Annotated in this window: 17 protein-coding genes; 9 read left to right on the top strand and 8 right to left on the bottom strand. The window is 48.9% G+C overall.

Annotation, left to right across the window (positions count from 1 at the left end; translation table 11 throughout):
- Positions 1-108 precede the first annotated feature (108 nt).
- The 3 genes from L4D12_RS07305 to L4D12_RS07295 are packed head-to-tail and all read right to left on the bottom strand — an operon-like array spanning position 109 to position 3,004.
- Entirely contained in the window at positions 109-1,068 is a 960-nt protein-coding gene (locus tag L4D12_RS07305) for a glycosyltransferase family 2 protein (RefSeq protein WP_428447165.1), read from the bottom strand.
- Positions 1,068-1,400, bottom strand: coding sequence for a GtrA family protein (locus L4D12_RS07300; protein WP_428447298.1), 333 nt, complete (start codon positions 1,398-1,400; stop codon positions 1,068-1,070). Before L4D12_RS07300 ends, L4D12_RS07305 begins: the two co-directional genes overlap by 1 nt.
- A gap of 14 nt (positions 1,401-1,414) precedes the next feature.
- Positions 1,415-3,004, bottom strand: coding sequence for a DUF6056 family protein (locus tag L4D12_RS07295; RefSeq protein WP_428447164.1), 1,590 nt, complete (start codon positions 3,002-3,004; stop codon positions 1,415-1,417).
- Between the two features lie 277 nt (positions 3,005-3,281).
- On the opposite strand from L4D12_RS07295, the gene gmk reads away from it, so the two are divergent.
- From gmk to L4D12_RS07265, 6 genes are all read left to right on the top strand, one after another.
- Positions 3,282-3,908: a guanylate kinase gene (gene gmk, locus L4D12_RS07290; protein WP_428447163.1), complete on the top strand. Its 627-nt coding sequence runs from the start codon at positions 3,282-3,284 to the stop codon at positions 3,906-3,908.
- 52 nt (positions 3,909-3,960) lie between these two features.
- A complete protein-coding gene (gene rpoZ / locus L4D12_RS07285) occupies positions 3,961-4,239 on the top strand; it encodes a DNA-directed RNA polymerase subunit omega (protein ID WP_428447162.1) in 279 nt (92 codons plus the stop codon).
- A gap of 18 nt (positions 4,240-4,257) precedes the next feature.
- Complete coding sequence (gene spoT, locus L4D12_RS07280) at positions 4,258-6,360, top strand: bifunctional GTP diphosphokinase/guanosine-3',5'-bis pyrophosphate 3'-pyrophosphohydrolase (RefSeq protein WP_428447161.1); 2,103 nt, start codon at positions 4,258-4,260, stop codon at positions 6,358-6,360.
- Positions 6,361-6,471: 111 nt separating this feature from the next.
- Complete coding sequence (trmH, locus tag L4D12_RS07275; protein ID WP_428447160.1) at positions 6,472-7,185, top strand: tRNA (guanosine(18)-2'-O)-methyltransferase TrmH; 714 nt, start codon at positions 6,472-6,474, stop codon at positions 7,183-7,185.
- A gap of 12 nt (positions 7,186-7,197) precedes the next feature.
- Entirely contained in the window at positions 7,198-9,294 is a 2,097-nt protein-coding gene (gene recG, locus L4D12_RS07270; RefSeq protein ID WP_428447159.1) for an ATP-dependent DNA helicase RecG, read from the top strand.
- 249 nt (positions 9,295-9,543) lie between these two features.
- Positions 9,544-10,914 (top strand): uracil-xanthine permease family protein, encoded by a 1,371-nt coding sequence (locus tag L4D12_RS07265; protein WP_428447158.1) that lies wholly within the window; start codon positions 9,544-9,546, stop codon positions 10,912-10,914.
- Positions 10,915-11,035: 121 nt separating this feature from the next.
- Here L4D12_RS07265 and envZ read toward each other — a convergent pair whose 3' ends face one another.
- Both envZ and ompR read right to left on the bottom strand, forming a co-directional pair.
- Positions 11,036-12,382 carry a two-component system sensor histidine kinase EnvZ gene (gene envZ, locus L4D12_RS07260; protein ID WP_428447157.1) on the bottom strand — a complete coding sequence of 449 codons (1,347 nt, stop codon included), beginning with the start codon at positions 12,380-12,382 and terminating at the stop codon, positions 11,036-11,038.
- Between the two features lie 3 nt (positions 12,383-12,385).
- On the bottom strand, positions 12,386-13,105 hold the full coding sequence (ompR, locus tag L4D12_RS07255; protein ID WP_428447156.1) for an osmolarity response regulator transcription factor OmpR: 720 nt from the start codon (positions 13,103-13,105) through the stop codon (positions 12,386-12,388).
- Positions 13,106-13,425: 320 nt separating this feature from the next.
- Between ompR and greB the strand changes: the two genes are divergently transcribed.
- Positions 13,426-13,896 (top strand): transcription elongation factor GreB, encoded by a 471-nt coding sequence (greB, locus tag L4D12_RS07250; RefSeq protein ID WP_428447155.1) that lies wholly within the window; start codon positions 13,426-13,428, stop codon positions 13,894-13,896.
- 113 nt (positions 13,897-14,009) lie between these two features.
- Positions 14,010-16,352: a Tex family protein gene (locus L4D12_RS07245; protein WP_428447154.1), complete on the top strand. Its 2,343-nt coding sequence runs from the start codon at positions 14,010-14,012 to the stop codon at positions 16,350-16,352.
- 406 nt (positions 16,353-16,758) lie between these two features.
- Here the strand turns inward: L4D12_RS07245 and L4D12_RS07240 are convergent, their stop codons facing one another.
- From L4D12_RS07240 to bioH, 3 genes are all read right to left on the bottom strand, one after another.
- Positions 16,759-17,217: an ATP-dependent Lon protease gene (locus L4D12_RS07240; protein WP_428447153.1), complete on the bottom strand. Its 459-nt coding sequence runs from the start codon at positions 17,215-17,217 to the stop codon at positions 16,759-16,761.
- A gap of 103 nt (positions 17,218-17,320) precedes the next feature.
- Positions 17,321-17,695 (bottom strand): hypothetical protein, encoded by a 375-nt coding sequence (locus L4D12_RS07235; protein WP_428447152.1) that lies wholly within the window; start codon positions 17,693-17,695, stop codon positions 17,321-17,323.
- A 110-nt stretch (positions 17,696-17,805) separates the two neighbouring features.
- On the bottom strand, positions 17,806-18,576 hold the full coding sequence (gene bioH / locus L4D12_RS07230) for a pimeloyl-ACP methyl ester esterase BioH (protein ID WP_428447151.1): 771 nt from the start codon (positions 18,574-18,576) through the stop codon (positions 17,806-17,808).
- Positions 18,577-18,612: 36 nt separating this feature from the next.
- Between bioH and L4D12_RS07225 the strand changes: the two genes are divergently transcribed.
- Positions 18,613-19,323, top strand: coding sequence for a phosphoribosyltransferase family protein (locus L4D12_RS07225; RefSeq protein WP_428447150.1), 711 nt, complete (start codon positions 18,613-18,615; stop codon positions 19,321-19,323).
- Positions 19,324-19,344: the final 21 nt, after the last annotated feature.

The following is a 19,344-nucleotide window of genomic DNA, read 5'->3' as shown; positions in this document are numbered from 1 at the left end:
TTTTTACTGGCTTATTAGTTTTCACAAACATATCTAACCATAAATTAAAAAGGGTCTAGTTAAAACTAGACCCTTTTTAATTATCAGTTTACTCACATGAATACTTTTTTATTTCGTTAAATTTGATTCATGGCGTACAGAATCTTTATTACTCTTTTTCGACTGAATAACATAGCGTGGTCTTGCTTTTACCTCGGTATAAATTCTACCAACATACTCACCTAAGATACCGTTCGTAATTAATTGAATACCTCCCATAAACGCCATAACCGTCATTAAAGATGCATATCCTTGGACATCAATGCTAAAGAAAATCTTTTCAAAAATAATACTGCAGCCATATAAAAATGACAAACATGAAATAGTAAATCCGATATAGCTTGCTAGCTTCAATGGTGTTGTACTAAAACTAGTAATACCTTCTATTGCTAAATTTAACAATTTGAAACCATTGAATTTTGTTTCCCCTGCAATACGCTCAGGTCTTTTATATTCAACAATAGTAGGATTAAATCCAGGCCAAGATAAAAGCCCTTTCATGAACAGATTCTTCTCCTTGAGGGTAATAACGATATCGACAACACGACGATCCATTAACCTAAAGTCACCCACATTTTCTTCTATTTTAGAATATGATAGTTTGTTATGGAGCTTATAAAACCAATTCGCCGAGATCCGTTTTAACCAATGATCACTACTTCTGTCACTACGCTTAGCTAAAACAAGTTCTGCACCTTCTTCCCATTTTTTATACATAACTTCGATCAATTCAATAGGATCTTGCAAGTCGACATCTAGTGGAATAACCACCTCCCCTTGACTATGTTCCAAACCACAAAACAGTGCGGGCTCTTTACCGAAATTACGAGAGAAATTAATAAGATGCACAAAATTATCGGTCTTGATTATTTTTTCAATAATAGATGAAGTTTGATCGCTGCTGCCATCATTGACAAAAATAATCTCTACATTTTTATGTTGTAAGAAGGCATCGTTTCGCACTGTATTATAAAACGTATCAATCGTTTCTTCTTCGTTAAAAACAGGTACAACGAGAGATATAAGCATTACTGTTCCTTTAAAAATAATATTTTCGAGAATTTATAGCCAATGAATAAACTTAATGCTGAGAATGTTAACAGCGATATGATTGAAGGAAAAGCCAGCTGATCGCCAATATAGCCGATTAGATAACTAACCGTGCCCATAAAGCAGATATACAGACCATATTCTTTAGGTCTGTATTTTGCTTGGAATGTGAATTTTGCGTTTAGAAAATATGAGCAGGTTACAGCAACAAAAAAAGCCATAACATTACTATTACTCTGATTAAATCCTGAAGCAATCAGAGTAAAATATGTAAAAAAGTGGACGGATGTATTTAATACACCGACCAACATATAACGTATAAACACTATAACGAACTCTTAATTTTGGTTAAATAATCAAGATAATCAGTAATAGAAACCTCTTCTATCTCATGGGGTTGCGATATACTTTTAATGTTATAAAAACGAACAAAGCAATGATTAGCCCAATTCTTTTTATCGATTGACAGAGGAGACCAATCATAAAATTGTGGTGCTTTTAATAATAACTGCTCAGAACGGATGATGAAATCATCTTCTACAGAAAGAGCGGATATCGGTTTGATAATAAGAGCTTCATTCGTTATCGATAGTCCCCATGTTTCAATAGTTAAAAAGGAAGCGCTAATAAAAAACAATGGAATGAAAAAGCATTTTTGTATGAATGTTTTCCATTTTAATTGAACAAATAGTGCCAATATTAGTGATGCAAGTACGCTAGCTGTCAAGTAAGCCCTTCGAGCAGGGAGGACACCAACTGTATATGCTGAAACATCAATAATTAGGAGACAATATAAAAAGACAAACATAAGAGCAGTTGAACGTTGCTCAACGCTCAAGACTTTTGTTTTAACTAGATATATAAGCGCAATAACAGAGAATAAAAAATTACTAAAAAGAATCGTTGCCCCTAATGAATCCCCAGAAGGTTTACTGCTATTGAGATAAAGCAGGCCCAATTGAATGATAATTGCAACTAGATACCCACAAAGGAGCTTCATGCGTTTAAATGGTATAAAGTGATATTGTTTTTGTAATGTTATAATAAAATAGGTTGTTGCAATGGATGCTAATGCCACCAAATAATTGGTTTTATACATCGATCTTCCAAGAGTATCGAGGTAGTGCCCAGCTAATTGAGGCAGCTCAAAATTCAACAGCCATGATAGTATTTGCCCCAACGATGTATAATCGTTAACACTCTGCACTCTAACTTGTGTACCTGGCGCGGTATATAGCGTAATAAATCCGGCGATAAAGCAGATAACAGGCAGCATGAAACGCAGACTGCTCTCTTGTTTCTTCGTGATTTTTCTGTAAACAAAAAAACCAAAGTGAATCAAACAGCCTAAAGCACCTAAATCAAAACTACTCATCCCAGCAATAAAACTGAGTAGACAAAAAAGTGCAATAACAAAACTATTCGTGCTCTTATACCAGCTCGTTATGCCCGTATAGTGATATCGATAAATGGTAAAATGCATCATACAAAATGCAAGTGACCATGCATAATTCATCGCGCCAGCACGCCATAAGAATACCGCACCAAAAACTGTTGATATCGACAATAAGCTAAAAAAGATTATGAGGAATAATCCATCACGACTTGTTTCGCCTTTTCGAGCAAAAAGGAGAGGATGAATCATAGCGAAAATAATAAAAAACACCAATGTATTAACAATGGCAAAAGGAAGGCCGATTAAATGCGTACCAAATAAAACCGCCAATATTTCTCCTGTTCTTGCATTCCACGTCATGTAGCTTCTTATCGCAGCATCGAGTCCTCCGTAGGTTAAGTAACTATCTAGATGACAGAAGTCATCAGAAATCAATGGAAAAAGTACATTGAGAAAAAAAATAAAAAGCGTGATTAACGCAAGCGTGAGGATGTACCTGTTTTTTAAGGAGCTATACATAATGGATATGAGCAATGGTGAAAATTTTCTCGATTTTACAATATTTAAGTCATCGTTAGCTATAGGTCGAGCAATTACCCTTCAACGGCTGATTGAAGGTGTATAGTTAAGTTGACTTTTTGTCATTCGGCATGAAATTACGACAAATTCCATCTAGGCTTGAACTAGGGCTTCATACCCTAAGCAAAAAGATGAATTATCAAGCAATCAGCCAATTTCAATTAGGCGCAGTTCATGATAATCTGCGCGCCCTTCTATCACTGAGTGAAAATAGGTAATGAGCAAAGGTACTCTATACATCGTGTCGGCCCCGAGTGGTGCTGGTAAATCAAGTCTGATTAATGCCCTTTTGGAAACCAATCCGACCTATGACATGAAAGTATCCGTCTCCCACACTACGCGCGGTATGCGCCCAGGTGAAGAGCACGGTGTTCATTACAATTTTGTGAGTGTGGAAGAATTTACTGACCTGGCGGATCAGGGTGCCTTCCTTGAGCATGCTGAAGTTTTCGGTAACTATTACGGAACGTCACGCCCTTGGATTGAGCAGCAGCTAAATAAAGGAATCGACGTATTCCTTGATATTGATTGGCAGGGTGCGCGTCAAATTCGCACACAAATGCCAGAAGCGAAAAGCCTGTTTATCTTACCGCCATCGAAAGAAGAGCTTGAGCGCCGTCTGAATACCCGTGGTCAAGACAGCGATGCTGTTATTGCCCGCCGTATGGAAGAAGCCCGCTCGGAGATCTCTCATTACAACGAATACGACTATGTGATCGTTAATGATGATTTCGACATGGCGTTGGTGGATTTTAAAGCCATCATTCGTGCAGAACGATTGAAGCAAGATAAACAAGCTGCTAAATATACCAGTATGCTGAATGCTCTACTGGCAGATCAGTAAGTATTTTTGTACAATTTTCAATCTTTATTTTTTATAACCACTGGAGCCCTCCATGGCACGCGTAACCGTTCAAGACGCAGTTGATAAAATTGGCAACCGTTTCGATCTGATCCAAATTGCTTCACGCCGCGCTCGTCAGATGCAAACCGGCGGCAAGGATCCATTGGTTCCTGAAGAAAACGACAAGTACACTGTTATCGCCCTTCGCGAAATCGAAGAAGGTCTGATCACAAAGGATATCCTTGATGCACGTGAGCGTCAGGAACTTCAAGAGCAAGAAGCTGCAGAGCTAGCCGCTGTTAGTGCTATTGCTGGCGACAACCACCGTTAATTCAGGGAACCGGGCGAATTGTATCTTTTTGATAGCCTGAAAGAAGTCGCAACCCAATACCTGCCTGAGACTCAAATCGAGGCCCTCAGGCAGGCATATCTCGTTGCGCGTGACGCCCATGAGGGACAGACACGCTCCAGCGGCGAACCATACATCATCCACCCTATCGCGGTGGCACGTATCTTGGCGGAAATGCGCCTCGACTACGAAACCTTGATGTCCGCTTTGCTCCATGATGTCATTGAAGATACCGAAGTCACCAAAGATGATCTCGATAGCCGCTTTGGCTCAACCGTCGCTGAGTTAGTGGATGGTGTCTCAAAATTGGACAAGCTCAAGTTCCGCGACCGCAAAGAAGCGCAAGCTGAGAACTTCCGCAAAATGATCATGGCTATGGCCCATGATATCCGCGTCATTCTAATCAAACTGGCCGACCGCACGCACAATATGCGCACTTTAGGTGCCCTGCGTCCGGATAAACGCCGTCGTATTGCCCGTGAGACGCTGGAGATATTCTCTCCACTGGCCCATCGTTTGGGTATTCATAACATCAAGACCGAGCTGGAAGAGTTGGGCTTTGAAGCGCTCTATCCCAATCGCTACCGAGTTTTGAAAGAAGTGGTCGCCGCCGCGCGTGGTAACCGCAAAGAAATGATCAACAAAATCCACGCTGAAATTGAAGGTCGTCTCAATGATGCGGGGATCCAAGGCACCGTCCTCGGCCGCGAGAAAAACCTCTACTCCATCTACAACAAGATGAAGAACAAGGAGCAGCGCTTCCACAGCATCATGGACATCTATGCGTTTCGCGTATTAGTCTCTGATCTGGATACCTGCTATCGCATTCTCGGCCAAGTCCATAACTTGTATAAGCCTCGGCCAAGCAAGATGAAGGACTATATCGCCATTCCTAAAGCTAACGGTTACCAGTCATTACATACTTCGTTGGTTGGCCCACATGGGGTCCCGGTTGAAGTACAGATCCGTACCGAAGACATGGATCAAATGGCCGATAAAGGGGTTGCTGCCCATTGGGCGTATAAAGATGGCGAAAGCTCAAGCACCACAGCACAGGTGAAAGCCCAGCGCTGGATGCAGAGCCTGCTGGAATTACAACAAAGTGCAGGCAGCTCGTTTGAGTTTATCGAGAGTGTAAAATCTGATCTGTTCCCAGATGAGATTTATGTTTTCACGCCAAAAGGCCGAATTGTCGAACTGCCCGTCGGGGCAACCGCGGTGGACTTTGCCTACGCGGTACATACCGATGTCGGTAATGCCTGTGTCGGTGCGCGCGTCGAGCGCCAACCTTATCCGCTCAGTAAACCGCTGAAGAACGGCCAGACTATCGAGATCATCAGTGCCCCTGGCGCACGTCCTAATGCCGCCTGGCTCAACTATGTTGTGACCTCTCGGGCCCGCGCGAAGATCCGTCAGGTTCTCAAGACCATGCGTCGTGAAGAGTCCGTCACGCTTGGACGTCGTCTGCTCAACCATGCCCTGGGTTCATTAAATATCGACCAAATCAACACCGACAACCTGCAACAGGTACTGGCCGATCTGCGATTAAATACTCTCGAAGAACTGTTAGCCGCAATTGGTTTAGGCGAGTTAATGAGTGTAGTGATCGCCCGCCGTTTATTAGGCAAAGCCGATGAGCTCACGGAGAAAGAAAACGACCGACGCTTACCAATCCGTGGCGCGGACGGGATCTTACTGACATTTGCCAACTGCTGTCACCCGATTCAAGGTGACCCAATCATGGCCCATGTCAGCCCGGGTAAAGGCTTGGTGATCCACCGTGAGGAGTGTGCCAATATCCGCGGTTACCAGCGTGAACCCGATAAGTACATGGCTGTTGAATGGAGTGAAGACTTCGAGCAGGAATTTGTTACCTGCCTCAAAGTTGATATGCAAAATCACCAAGGTGCATTGGCCGATCTGACCAATACCATTGCGGCAACCGGTTCGAATATTCAGGGTCTGGCTACCGAAGAGAAAGATGGCCGCCTGTATACCATCACCGTTAAGCTCACCACCAAGGGACGTATCCACCTGGCTAATATCATGCGCCGGATCCGAGTGATGCCTAACGTGGTTCGTGTTTCGCGACAAAAAAACTGATCGCCGGAAGCTGGAATATCATCCGGCCCCGACCATTAATCCAAACGCCCGCATGCGGGCGTTTTCTTTAGCTCGCTTTTTTCAATATCTTGCTTTAGGTAAACCTGTACCATGACCCCTGATCGCTTCCAACGAATCCACTCTGTCCTTGCTACCCGTCAGCCCGATCTCACGGTATGCATGGAAGAAGTGCACAAACCTAACAATGTCTCAGCGATCATCCGTACAGCTGATGCGGTGGGCGTACATAAGGTCCACGCGGTCTGGCCGACAGAAAGTATGCGGCTGCACAGCCATACATCCGCAGGGGCTCGTAACTGGGTTGAGCTGGAAACCCACGACTCCATGGTGGATGCAATTGCCACGTTAAAAGCTCAGGGGATGCAGGTACTGGCAACGAACCTGTCTGATGATGCGGTCGATTTTCGTGAAATTGACTACACCCAACCCACTGCCATCATTCTCGGCGGGGAAAAAAATGGCATCACCGCTCAGGCACTGGCAATGGCTGATCAAGATATCATCATCCCCATGGTGGGTATGGTACAGTCGCTGAATGTTTCTGTTGCCAGTGCACTGATCCTGTATGAGGCACAACGCCAGCGCCAGAATGCGGGGATGTACGATCGCGACACCACCCAATTGCCTGATGACGTGGTTCACCGTATTCTGTTCGAGCGGGGGCATCCTGTACTGGCAAAAGTGGCTCGCCGTAAAGGGCTGCCTTACCCGCCACTGGATGAACATGGCCAAATTGATGCCGATGCACAATGGTGGCAGACCATGCAGGCCACCGAGCCTAAAAAGCACAAACGATTACCGTAAATAGGATAAGCGATGAGCGGACAACTTCTTGATACCATCGCCCTGACCGAGCTGTCAGGGGTTGGTGCCAAAATAGCAGAAAAACTGGATAAAATAGGCCTGCACACGGTGCAAGATCTGCTGTTCCATCTTCCGCTCCGCTATGAAGACCGCACCCGGATCTGGCCGATTGCCAGTGTGATGGCCGGTCAGCACCTGACCATTCAAGGAGAGGTCATCAGCAGTAATATCGCCTTTGGCAAGCGTCGAATGCTGACCGTGAAGATCAGCGATCACACTGGCAGTGCGACACTGCGATTTTTCAACTTCACTGCCGCGATGAAGAACAGCTTCGCTGACGGCAAGCAAGTCAAAGCCTACGGTGAAATCAAACGCGGCCAATACGGGCTGGAGATCATCCATCCTGATTATCGTATTTTTTCTGAACCCACCGAGCTCAGTGTCGAAGAAACTTTGACCCCGGTCTACCCGACTACCGATGGCTTGCGCCAGCTGACCCTGCGTAACCTCACCGATCAGGCAATGCGGCTGCTCGATAAAGCCGCGGTACGTGAGCTACTGCCTGAAGGCCTGTATGATCGCCAAATGACACTCGCCCAAGCCTTGCATGTGATGCACCGCCCAACACCGGATGTTTCGTTGGATCAACTCGAGGAAGGCAGGCATCCCGCTCAGCAACGGTTGATTTTAGAAGAGCTGCTGGCGCAGAACCTTTCAATGCTCGCGGTACGCAGCAAAAGCCAGCAACATGCCGCCTGGCCTCTGGCGGCACCGGACTCCCTAAAACAGACGTCCCTCAAGCAGCAACTGCTCGACAGCCTGCCGTTCAGCCCGACAGGCGCCCAGCAACGGGTCGTGGCCGATATCGAAACCGATCTCACCAAGCCACACCCGATGATGCGTTTAGTCCAAGGTGATGTGGGTTCTGGTAAAACCCTTGTCGCCGCCCTTGCCGCTTTGCGTGCCATCGAACACGGTTATCAGGTGGCCCTGATGGCGCCAACGGAACTGCTGGCCGAGCAACACGCAATTAACTTCGCCAATTGGCTCAACCCGCTTGGTATCAACGTCGGTTGGCTCGCAGGCAAACTCAAAGGCAAAGCCCGTGACGCTGAACTAACCAAGATCGAAGGCGGTGAAGCCAAGATGGTGGTCGGCACCCACGCTTTATTTCAAGAGCAGGTGGTGTTTAATAACCTCGCATTGGTGATCATCGATGAACAGCACCGTTTCGGGGTCCACCAGCGACTGGAGCTACGCGAAAAAGGAGCCAATGACGGCCGTTTCCCGCATCAGCTGATCATGACCGCAACGCCTATCCCACGCACCTTGGCGATGACCGCCTATGCCGATCTGGAAACCTCGGTGATCGATGAACTACCACCAGGCCGTACCCCAATCCAAACCGTTGCCTTGCCGGACTCGCGTCGTCCTGACATTATCGAGCGGATCCGCTCTGCCTGCCTCAATGAAGGACGTCAGGCCTATTGGGTCTGTACCCTGATTGACGAGTCCGAGGTGCTGGAAGCACAAGCAGCCTCAGATACCGCTGATGAGCTCACCGCACTACTGCCCGAACTGAATATAGGCCTCGTGCACGGCCGAATGAAACCGGCAGAAAAACAAGCCGTGATGCAGCGCTTCAAGGCAGGTGAGCTTCAGCTACTAGTCGCCACCACTGTGATTGAAGTCGGGGTCGATGTCCCCAATGCCAGCTTAATGGTGATCGAAAATCCAGAACGCCTTGGTTTGGCCCAGCTCCACCAGCTCCGAGGCCGGGTAGGTCGAGGCCAAGTCGCCAGCCATTGCGTGCTGCTCTATCATGCGCCACTATCTAAGACCGCTCAGAAACGTCTGGGGGTATTACGCGAAAGTAGCGATGGCTTCGTCATCGCCCAACGTGATTTGGAGATCCGCGGCCCCGGTGAGCTACTCGGCACCAAACAAACAGGGATTGCCGATTTCAAAGTGGCAGATCTTATTCGCGACCAACATCTGATCCCGCAGGTGCAAAAACTGGCACGCTACCTTCACGATAATTACCCAAGCAATGCCAAGGCGATTATCGACCGCTGGCTTGGTCAACGCGAAAACTACTCTAATGCCTAGCGCCAGACCAATGGCTCCCTCTCTGCCGTAGATTGCATGTATGCATCATTACTTTCCACCGCGCAATAACGCAAACGATTGCTTTCTACTGAGAGATCACTAAAATAGCGACAAATTCTATCTAGCCCTTCTCTCCAGTGGAATTCTGGTTCTGAGTAACAGCAATCACAGAGCAATCCAGACCCACGGTTTATCGCCCATTCAGCGCAATAAACAGGAATAAAGAGAAACACCAAGGAAGCATTGGCCATGACTCACCAGCACAGCACCGTTGAAACACCACACAAGTCGGATTTGATTTATCGCTTAGAGGATCGACCACCTCTGCCACAAACCTTATTTGCCGCCACCCAACATTTGTTGGCGATGTTTGTTGCTGTGATCACCCCGTCGCTGATCATCTGTCAAGCTCTGGGATTACCCGCCAGTGAAACCAATACCATTGTCAGCATGTCACTGTTTGCGTCTGGTATCGCCTCGTTCATTCAAATCCGCACATTTGGTCCGGTTGGTTCAGGCCTACTGTCTATCCAAGGCACCAGTTTTAATTTCCTTGGCCCAATCATCGGTTCAGGCCTCGCCTTAAAAGCCGGGGGCGCAGATATTCCCACCATGATGGCCGCTATCTTCGGTACCATTCTGTTTGCCTCACTAACCGAAGTCCTGATCTCTCGGATTCTCCAGCATGCACAACGGGTCATTACCCCACTGGTGTCCGGTATTGTCGTCACCCTGATCGGTCTGACTCTGATCCAAATCGGCCTGACCTCCATCGGTGGTGGCTATGAAGCCATTGAAAGTGGCACCTTCGGCAGTCTCGACAATCTGATGTTAGCCGGCACGGTACTAGGCATGATTGTGCTGCTTAACCGCGTTAAAAATCCTTATTTGCGCGTTTCCTCGATTGTGATTGCGATGGCCGCAGGTACCTTGTTGGCCTGGATGACTGGTATGCTCGATACCAGCCGCACCACCGAGGCTGATTTCATCGCGATCCCTATCCCGATGCAATACGGGCTAGGCTTCGACTGGGGATTATTGATCCCGCTAGTGATTGTCTTTGCGATTACCTCACTGGAAGCGATTGGCGATATCACGGCGACCTCTGAAACGTCTGAGCAACCCGTAGCTGGCCCAATCTACATGAAGCGGATCAAAGGCGGTGTACTGGCTGATGGCATTAACTCTGCCGTTGCTGCACTGCTCAATAGCTTCCCCAACTCTACCTTCAGCCAGAACAATGGCATCATCCAGCTAACCGGTGTTGCCAGTCGCTATATTGGCTACTTTGTAGCAGGGATGCTGGTCTTGCTCGGATTGTTCCCAGGGGTAGCTAACTTAGTGCAACTCATTCCAGAACCGGTTCTTGGCGGCGCGACCATCGTCATGTTCGGTACCATTGCCGCCTCGGGAGTTCGGATCATTTCACGCTGTAAACTCGACCGCCGAGCCATTCTGATCATGGCCCTGTCGTTCTCAATGGGTCTGGGAATTGCTCAAAAACCGGAGATCCTCCAGTTCATGCCAGATATAGTCAAAAGCATCCTGTCATCAGGCATGGCTGCCGGTGGGATCACCGCAATTATCCTGAACTTGGTACTTCCGGACGATAGAGACTAGGTTCGAGGTTCGAGGTTCGAGGTTCGAGGTTCGAGGTTCGAGGTTCGAGGTTCGAGGTGAGTGTAAAAACAAGAAAGCGAGAGTCAATGACTCCCGCTTTTTTTTGTTCGACGTAAATGGATTATTTTCGGATGGCTAACGGTAGGCTTATTTGCACCTTCAGCCCGCCGTCTCGGCGATTAGACACCTGAATAGAACCTTCATACTGGTCAATGATCCGCTTAACGATAGCTAACCCCAACCCCGTTCCTTCGGTATCGGTTCCTCTCGCGGTATCACCCCGAGTCAGTGGCTGGAACATCTTCGCAACCTGATCCGGTTCAATCCCAGGGCCGTCATCTTCAACACAGAACCAAGCACTCTTACGATCAGCCGTCACCCCACTGGATATTTTCACCCAGCCGTTACCATAGCGCAGTGCATTAATCGCAAGATTGGCAATCGATCGTTTAATCGACACGCCATTAGCAATAATCACACCAGGGATAGCGGTCAGTGCCAATTCAATCCGTCGCTCATAGCCACCTTCCGAATTAGCGACTTCCTCCAGCAAGCTGTTCAGATCCAACTCTTCCTCAGCCTGCTTCTTGGTGGATTTCAAATAGTCCATAAACTGGCTGATGATGTCATTACACTCTTCCGTATCCTTAATCATGCTTTCAGCTAAATAAGCATCTTCCGGCGACATCATCTCTGTCGCCAGCCGGATCCGAGTCAACGGGGTGCGCAAGTCATGGCTCACCCCTGCTAATAACAGCGCCCGATCATCTTCCAGTTGCTTGATCCCAGCCGACATCCGGTTAAATGCTTTGGTCACAGCACGAATTTCAGAGGCACCACGCGCAGGTAACACGGGCGGTGTTTCTCCTCGAGCCACTTGCAACGCGGCTTTTTCCAACGCGACTAATGGCCGATTTTGGATCCGGATAAACAGCCACCCACCAGCGATCACCATAAAAGTAATGATCAGGCTGTAATGAAATAGCGGTGAGAAATCATCTTCCTGCAGCTCTGATAGCGGGATCCGCATCAGGTAACCCGGAATCGCCTTACTCTGTAGCCATAACACATAGCTGTCAGCGCCTAGCACCAGTCGAACTTCGGTCGGTGAATTGAGCTCTCGGCTCATTTCCTCGCTCAGGTAGTCCACCACGGTGGCTTTCTTAAACTCTTCCATATCTGCATCAGTGACATCGGAGCCATCCATTGCATGCAGCGTCACGCCGAGCTGCTCAAGCAATTGTCGCCGGATCGGGGTATCAAGGTGTACCGTCTTACCATCGGCCAGCTCCACATCTTCTTTGAGCATTAGCCTGACCTCATAAGCCAGAATACGGTTGAACTGCTGCAAACTGGGCAGCAACGCATAATTTAAAACCGCGAGATATGAGAAAACCTGGCTTGCAATCAGCAAGCCAGCTAGCAGGATCAGAGTTCGGGTAAAAGTACTGCGAGGAGATAATCGCATGACTTACGCCTCATTACCGTCCGGCACAAAGACATAGCCTAACCCCCAGACAGTCTGGATATAGCGAGGCCGGCTTGGATCTTCTTCTATCATCCGACGCAAACGGGAGATCTGTACATCAATCGATCGTTCCATGGCCGAATACTCACGACCACGCGCCATATTCATCAGCTTATCACGCGACATTGGCTCACGGGCATTAGTGACCAGTGCCTTCAACACCGCAAATTCACCGGAGGTCAACGGCATGGAATTTTCGCCACGAAACATCTCACGGGTACCGAGATTCAGGCGGAACTCACCAAATTCAATCGTCTTGCTGTCAATGCTCGGAGCCCCAGGCACCTCCACCGTTTGACGACGCAATACCGCACGAATACGCGCTAACAGTTCGCGTGGGTTAAACGGCTTAGGCAGATAATCATCAGCCCCAACCTCCAGCCCGACAATACGATCGACTTCATCGCCTTTGGCAGTCAACATCAAGATCGGCAACATATTATTGGCATTACGTAACCGGCGACAAATCGACAAACCGTCTTCACCCGGCAACATTAAATCCAACACCATCAAGTGGAAAGTTTCTCGGGCTAATAGACGATCCATTTGCTCACCATTGGCAACACTACGAACCTGGAAGCCTTGCTCAGACAGGTAACGTTCCAAAAGCGCACGCAGGCGCATATCATCATCAACAACCAGAATCTTATAATTTTCCTGCATAAATCACCTTGCTTGCGTCGACTGAATTTATCGAACTTGCGCGTATGTTACTCGACCCATCCCATGTCTCACTGAATTTTGCGGCTAAAATACGCGTTAAATTGTTACTGTTTATGTCTAGTCAGGGCCGTCTTTTCATCAACGTAATCCCCGGTGGACCGTTTTACATTTACCTTTCGCTTAAACTAACCTAAATTCAACGAACTATCCAAATTATCCCGAACAGAAAAGCTATCGCACTGATCATCAGACCTGTAGCATAATGCTCTGTAATAACACCTTGTTCAGCTTTCAGCAACCTGACAGGAGCGACACCATTCATGAAAACCAACCTTATCACCCGTGAAGGATTCACCAAGCTCAAAACTGAACTCGATTTTTTATGGCGAGAAGAGCGCCCCGAAGTCACCAAAAAAGTCACCTGGGCCGCCAGTCTGGGTGATCGCTCAGAGAATGCCGATTATCAGTATAATAAAAAGCGTCTGCGTGAAATCGACCGCCGGGTACGCTACCTGCGTAAACGTCTCGAACAAGTCCAAGTGGTAGACTATTCCCCCCAGCAAGACGGTAAGGTATTTTTTGGCGCCTGGGTTGAGATTGAAAATGATGACGGCGATACCAAAGCATTCCGCATTGTCGGCCCGGATGAGATCTATGGCCGTAATGACTATATCTCAATCGACTCTCCGATGGCCCGCGCCATGCTCAAGAAAGAGATTGACGATGAGTTCACCGTCACCACCCCGCTAGGAAAGAAAGAATGGTTCGTCAACAGCATTCGTTATCAGTAAGCCGACAATCAGCCACCGGTCACGTACTGACACGACGCTAACACGCCACACCTTGCCAGCCCCCTATTCCGCCGTAAAATGGGGCCATTCACGATAACAAGAGAAACAAACGGATGAGCAACACGATCAACCAGACGATTGCCCTCGAGCTGAACGCTCGCCAGGAACAAGTCATCGCTGCCATTACTTTGCTTGATGACGGTAACACCGTGCCCTTCATTGCCCGTTACCGTAAAGAAGTCACTGGCGGGTTAGATGATACCCAGTTACGGACACTGGAGTCGCGCCTTGGCTACCTGCGTGAAATGGAAGACCGCCGTCAGGTGATCCTAAAAGCCATTACCGAGCAAGGTAAACTGACGCCAGCGCTACAGGCTGACATCCTGTCTGCAGACAGCAAAACCCGCCTAGAAGATCTCTATCTTCCTTATAAACAGAAACGCCGCACTAAAGGCCAGATTGCCATTGAAGCGGGTATCAAGCCGCTAGCCGATACGCTGTGGAACGATCCAAGTCAGACCCCAGAAACAACAGCACAAGCCTACGTAGATACCGAGAAAGGCTTTGCCGATATCAAAGCGGTACTGGATGGTGCCCGCGCGATTCTAATGGAACGCTTTGCCGAAGATGCCACGCTGCTGGAAAAAATTCGCCGCCATCTTCAGAGCCAGTCCGAGCTAACGGCGCGTGTCGCGGAGGGGAAAGAGCACGAAGGTGCGAAATTCAAAGATTACTTTGAGTACAATGAAGGCCTGAAAAATATCCCGTCACACCGTGCATTGGCCCTATTCCGTGGTCGAAATGAAGGGATCTTACAACTGTCCCTCAATGCCGACCCAGGCCAAGAAGCAGGCAGCCGAGGTTCATACTGCGAAGTGATGATTGCCGACCACTACGGGGTAACTCTGGGCAGCCAACCTGCCGATGCATGGCGCAAGCAGGTGATCAGCTGGGCATGGCGGGTCAAAATCCTGATGCACATGGAAACCGAGCTGATGAGCGCACTGCGCGAAAAAGCCGAAGACGGCGCAATGCAGGTGTTTGCCGATAACCTCAAAGATTTGCTGATGTCGGCACCGGCGGGCCCTCGCGTCACCTTGGCTCTCGATCCCGGTTTACGTACCGGCAGTAAAATTGCAGTCGTGGATGAAACCGGTAAGTTACTTGATACCGCCACTATCTATCCGCACCAGCCACACAACAAAATAGCCGAATCAAGCAAGGTCGTTGTGGCTTTAATCGCCAAACATAACGTCAACTTGATTGCGATTGGTAACGGCACTGCTTCACGTGAAACAGACGCCTTTGTGGCCAAGCTACTGAAAGACAATGACTTGAAAATTCAGAGCGTGATGGTCAGTGAAGCGGGCGCCTCGGTATATTCAGCATCAGAGCTGGCCGCCAACGAATTCCCGAATCTGGACGTCTCGCTGCGTGGTGCGGTCTCAATTGGCCGTCGTCTGCAAGATCCACTGGCAGAGCTGGTGAAGATTGATCCAAAATCCATCGGGGTGGGCCAATACCAACATGATGTTAGCCAAAATATGCTGGCCAAGCGTCTGGACGCGGTCGTCGAAGACTGTGTTAACGCCGTCGGGGTTGATGTGAATACGGCATCTGCCGCCCTGCTGACTCGTGTTGCTGGCCTCAACGGCACCATTGCCCAAAATATCGTTAACTACCGTGATGAAAATGGCCGCTTTGACGCCCGTACGACCTTGAAAAAAGTCGCACGTTTGGGGCCAAAAGCCTTCGAACAGTGCGCGGGCTTCCTACGGATCATGAATGGCAAAAATCCGCTCGATAGCTCGGCGGTGCACCCTGAATCATACACGGTGGTTAAGAACATTGCCGCCGCAAACAGCAAACCGCTAGATGCTATCATCGGTAACAGCGAGTTCCTACGAGGACTAAAAGCGGCCGACTACATCGATGCCCAGTTTGGCCTACCAACCGTGACCGATATCATCAGTGAACTGGATAAACCCGGCCGCGATCCCCGCCCTGAATTCAAGACGGCCACCTTTGCCGATGGCGTCAATGAAGTCAAAGATCTGATCCCAGGCATGGTACTGGAAGGCGTGATCACTAATGTCACCAACTTCGGTGCATTTGTCGATGTCGGTGTTCACCAAGACGGCCTGATCCATATTTCCGCCCTGTCTGACAAGTTTGTCTCTGATCCGCGTGAAGTGGTCAAAGCCGGTGACATCGTGAAGGTGAAGGTCATGGAAGTTGACCTGCAGCGTAAACGTATCGGGATGTCGATGCGCCTAAGCGACGAGCCGGGTCAAGAAAAGCCACAGCGCAAACCGCAAGAAAACCGTACTCAGGCACCACGCTCGACGGGCTCTCGCCCATCAGGCAATCAGTCAAGCAACCACGGTGGCAATCAAAATAACGCTGCCATGGGGGGGGCATTCGCCGCCGCCTTTGCCAACGCGAAGAAGAAGTAAGTTCGAGGCGCTAGTTTCGAGTATCGAGGGACTAGAGCTAAAGAACTAGGAACGAGGGACTAGTTTCGAGTCTTAAGAGACTAGGATAAGCATAAAACGGAGGGCGAAAGTCTTCCGTTTTTTATGCGCAGAGAAAGGCGGGAGGGACGAGGAAAAGAAGCGCTGGAACGAGGGGCTAGGAAGAGCGGAAAAGCAAAAGAGAGGTGGTCTTGTGGTCTTGTAAGCAGGAACGAGACTCGAGTGTAAAGGAAAAAGAACGAATTCTGAGACCCCGCCTCTGATTTTATTCCGCTCTTTCTAGTCCCTCGAACCTAGATTCACTCTTACCCATAGGGCCTAGGGCCAAAGGACCGCTCTTGATCTTCCGCTCTTCCTAGCCCCTCGTCCCTGCTTTTCCTGCTCTTCCCTACAACACTACCAAATACTCGGTAGGCGGATTGGGAATCGTCGACTGGGCATACTTATGGGCAATGACACCACGAGTGCGTTCGGTCTGGCTGATAGTTTCCAGTTGATCCAACAATTCACGGGGTAACTTGATATGCATGGAATACCCCAATTCACTGACATCGCCAAGATAACTGCTGGCAGAGAGTGCTTTAACCAGTTGCTCTAGTTCAGCTTGATAACCATATTGCTGACCCGTGACGCTACCGTGATAATCAGGATGTTCACTGGGATCCCAGGAGGGTTTCTTGAGTTGTTTTTCATCACTACTGAGGGGTTTTTCCCGCCCAGAAGCCGTCATTTCAGCGGGAGGGACAATTTTATCACGGACACGATTATCCCGTGCCACCTGCTCGGTCGGCGGATTAAAGGATGGAGCAATCGTCGGAGCACCGACTTGTACAGGGGATACTAACATGCTGATACTACACTCCAATGGTCGATTGCGCGTGTATCATCCGACCGATTACTAAGCTAAAGCCATCACAACAAACATGAACATCCATCAACATGTTTGCAGACTAGACGATCGCCAATAATACCGTCGCCACGGTCCCCATCGCCGACAATACTTGCCCAGCGGTATAATACTCATCGCCCTCGTTTTTCACTTCACTAGGATGACCCATCCCCAGCACACCAAAAGCGAAGGCTTCGGCTTTTTCTGTCGCCCCTTCCTGCCCGGCAGGCCGTGACGTCTGATTGGGCATCTCACTGGCTTGTCGCTGGCGGGCAGTATCCGAAATGGAAACCTGAGTCGCGGCTACCGGTGCTGCTGCCATCGGTGGAACCGTTGCCTGTTCAGCTGACTGATGATTATGCGCTAGCCTGGCAGAGGCTGCTTTTACGCTGGCAGGTGTATATGTGGCTGTATTCGTGATATTTCTTATCGTCATTATGGCCTCTCTCTATCCCAGAGCAACTCCATTATTAATAGTATCGGCAACATTCAGCAAAAATTTAAACAAATAATGTGGCTATACGGCGACACATCACACTCCCCCCGCTAGCTCTCTTCCATAAATTCCCGCAGTCTCTGAAAGAATTCCTCCGGATGAGAAATAAACGGCGCATGGGATGCCGAGGCAAAAGTTTGCCGTTGTGATCTCGGTGCGAGCATATCAATATCGTCAGCACTTTTCATTGGCACTAATCCATCCAGTCGACCATAAAGCCGCAGCCAAGGCTGATGAATCGCCGCCAACTGCTCTCGTAGATCAATGTCTGCCAACATCTGTAAGCCCGTCGCCAATGCGGCCGGATCGGGAGCAGGTCGAGACAGTACTGCATCTTTCAACAGCCGTATATCTTGCCTTGCCGTTGGGCTGCCCATCGCTTGCAGCGCCATGAACCGCTCAACGGTTGCCACTAAATTGTCATCCAGCTGATGGCGAAAATTGGCCAGAACCTCAGGCTTAATACCTCGCCATCGGTCTTGCGCCGAAAACCGCGGTGAACTGGCAACCGTGACTAATTTATTCACCCGCTCAGGAGCCAGTAAGGCCGCTTGGGTCGCAATGAGCCCCCCTAATGACCAACCCAGCCAGACAGCGGAGTCTGGTGAATTTTCAAGCAAAAGGTATGCCATTTCCTCGATGTTCGCTGCCGATAATCCGCCGCTATGGCCATAACCAGGCAGATCAACCACATGCACTCGATAATGATCAGCAAGCCAAGGCAACTGCTGCTGCCATACCGCCCCATTCATTCCCCAGCCATGAATGAGAACCAGATCGGAACCTTGGCCTTCCGTTTGCCAATAGAGTCGAGCTGTCATTTATATTTCCTTTATGTGCACTTCTGGATGGCAAGAATGGTATCCCTATTATCTCCAATCACCAACTTCCTACGCCGCTATCACCGCTGCCAACTGTGTCAACTTCCCGTTGCTGATACCTCTATTGGTAACAAGACGCATATGTGGTGCCACGATTGTTTGAGTCGGTTTCCTCGGCCGCCATATTGTCATCGCTGTGGCCGTACTACACTCTCTAATACCGCCTATTGTGGCCACTGCTTGGTGGAACCACCGCCCTGGCAGCACCTCTATCGTGTCGGTGAATACCACTTTCCTCTCCGTCAACTGATCCACCAATTCAAATTCGGGCGCCAATTTTGGCTGGCACAACCACTGGCCGATATGCTGGTATCTGAAATAGTCCAACCCGCACCGGTTATTCTGCCTGTTCCGCTCCATCCACTGCGACGCTTTACGCGAGGTTTCAATCAGAGCACCTTACTGGCTGATGCCATCGCGAAACAAACCGCCAGCCGTTGCCAACCCTCACTCCTTCGACGCCAACGTTATACCCGCCCCCAGCACATGCTAAATAAGTCACAGCGCCAACAAAATCTCGACCAAGCATTTATACTTAAGAAACAGGCGCTCCCCAAACATGTTGCCATTGTTGATGACGTCGTCACAACGGGCAGCACCGTGGCTGCAATCACGACTTTATTGCAACAGCATGGTGTCGAGAAGGTCGATATTTACTGTATTTGCTATACCCCAACCGATCTTTAATCACAAAAAAAGCCCCGATCC

This window comes from Photobacterium nomapromontoriensis, assembly GCF_050336815.1.
GTDB classification, from domain to species: Bacteria; Pseudomonadota; Gammaproteobacteria; order Enterobacterales; family Vibrionaceae; genus Photobacterium; species Photobacterium nomapromontoriensis.
This window is presented reverse-complemented; position numbering and strand designations above follow the sequence as displayed.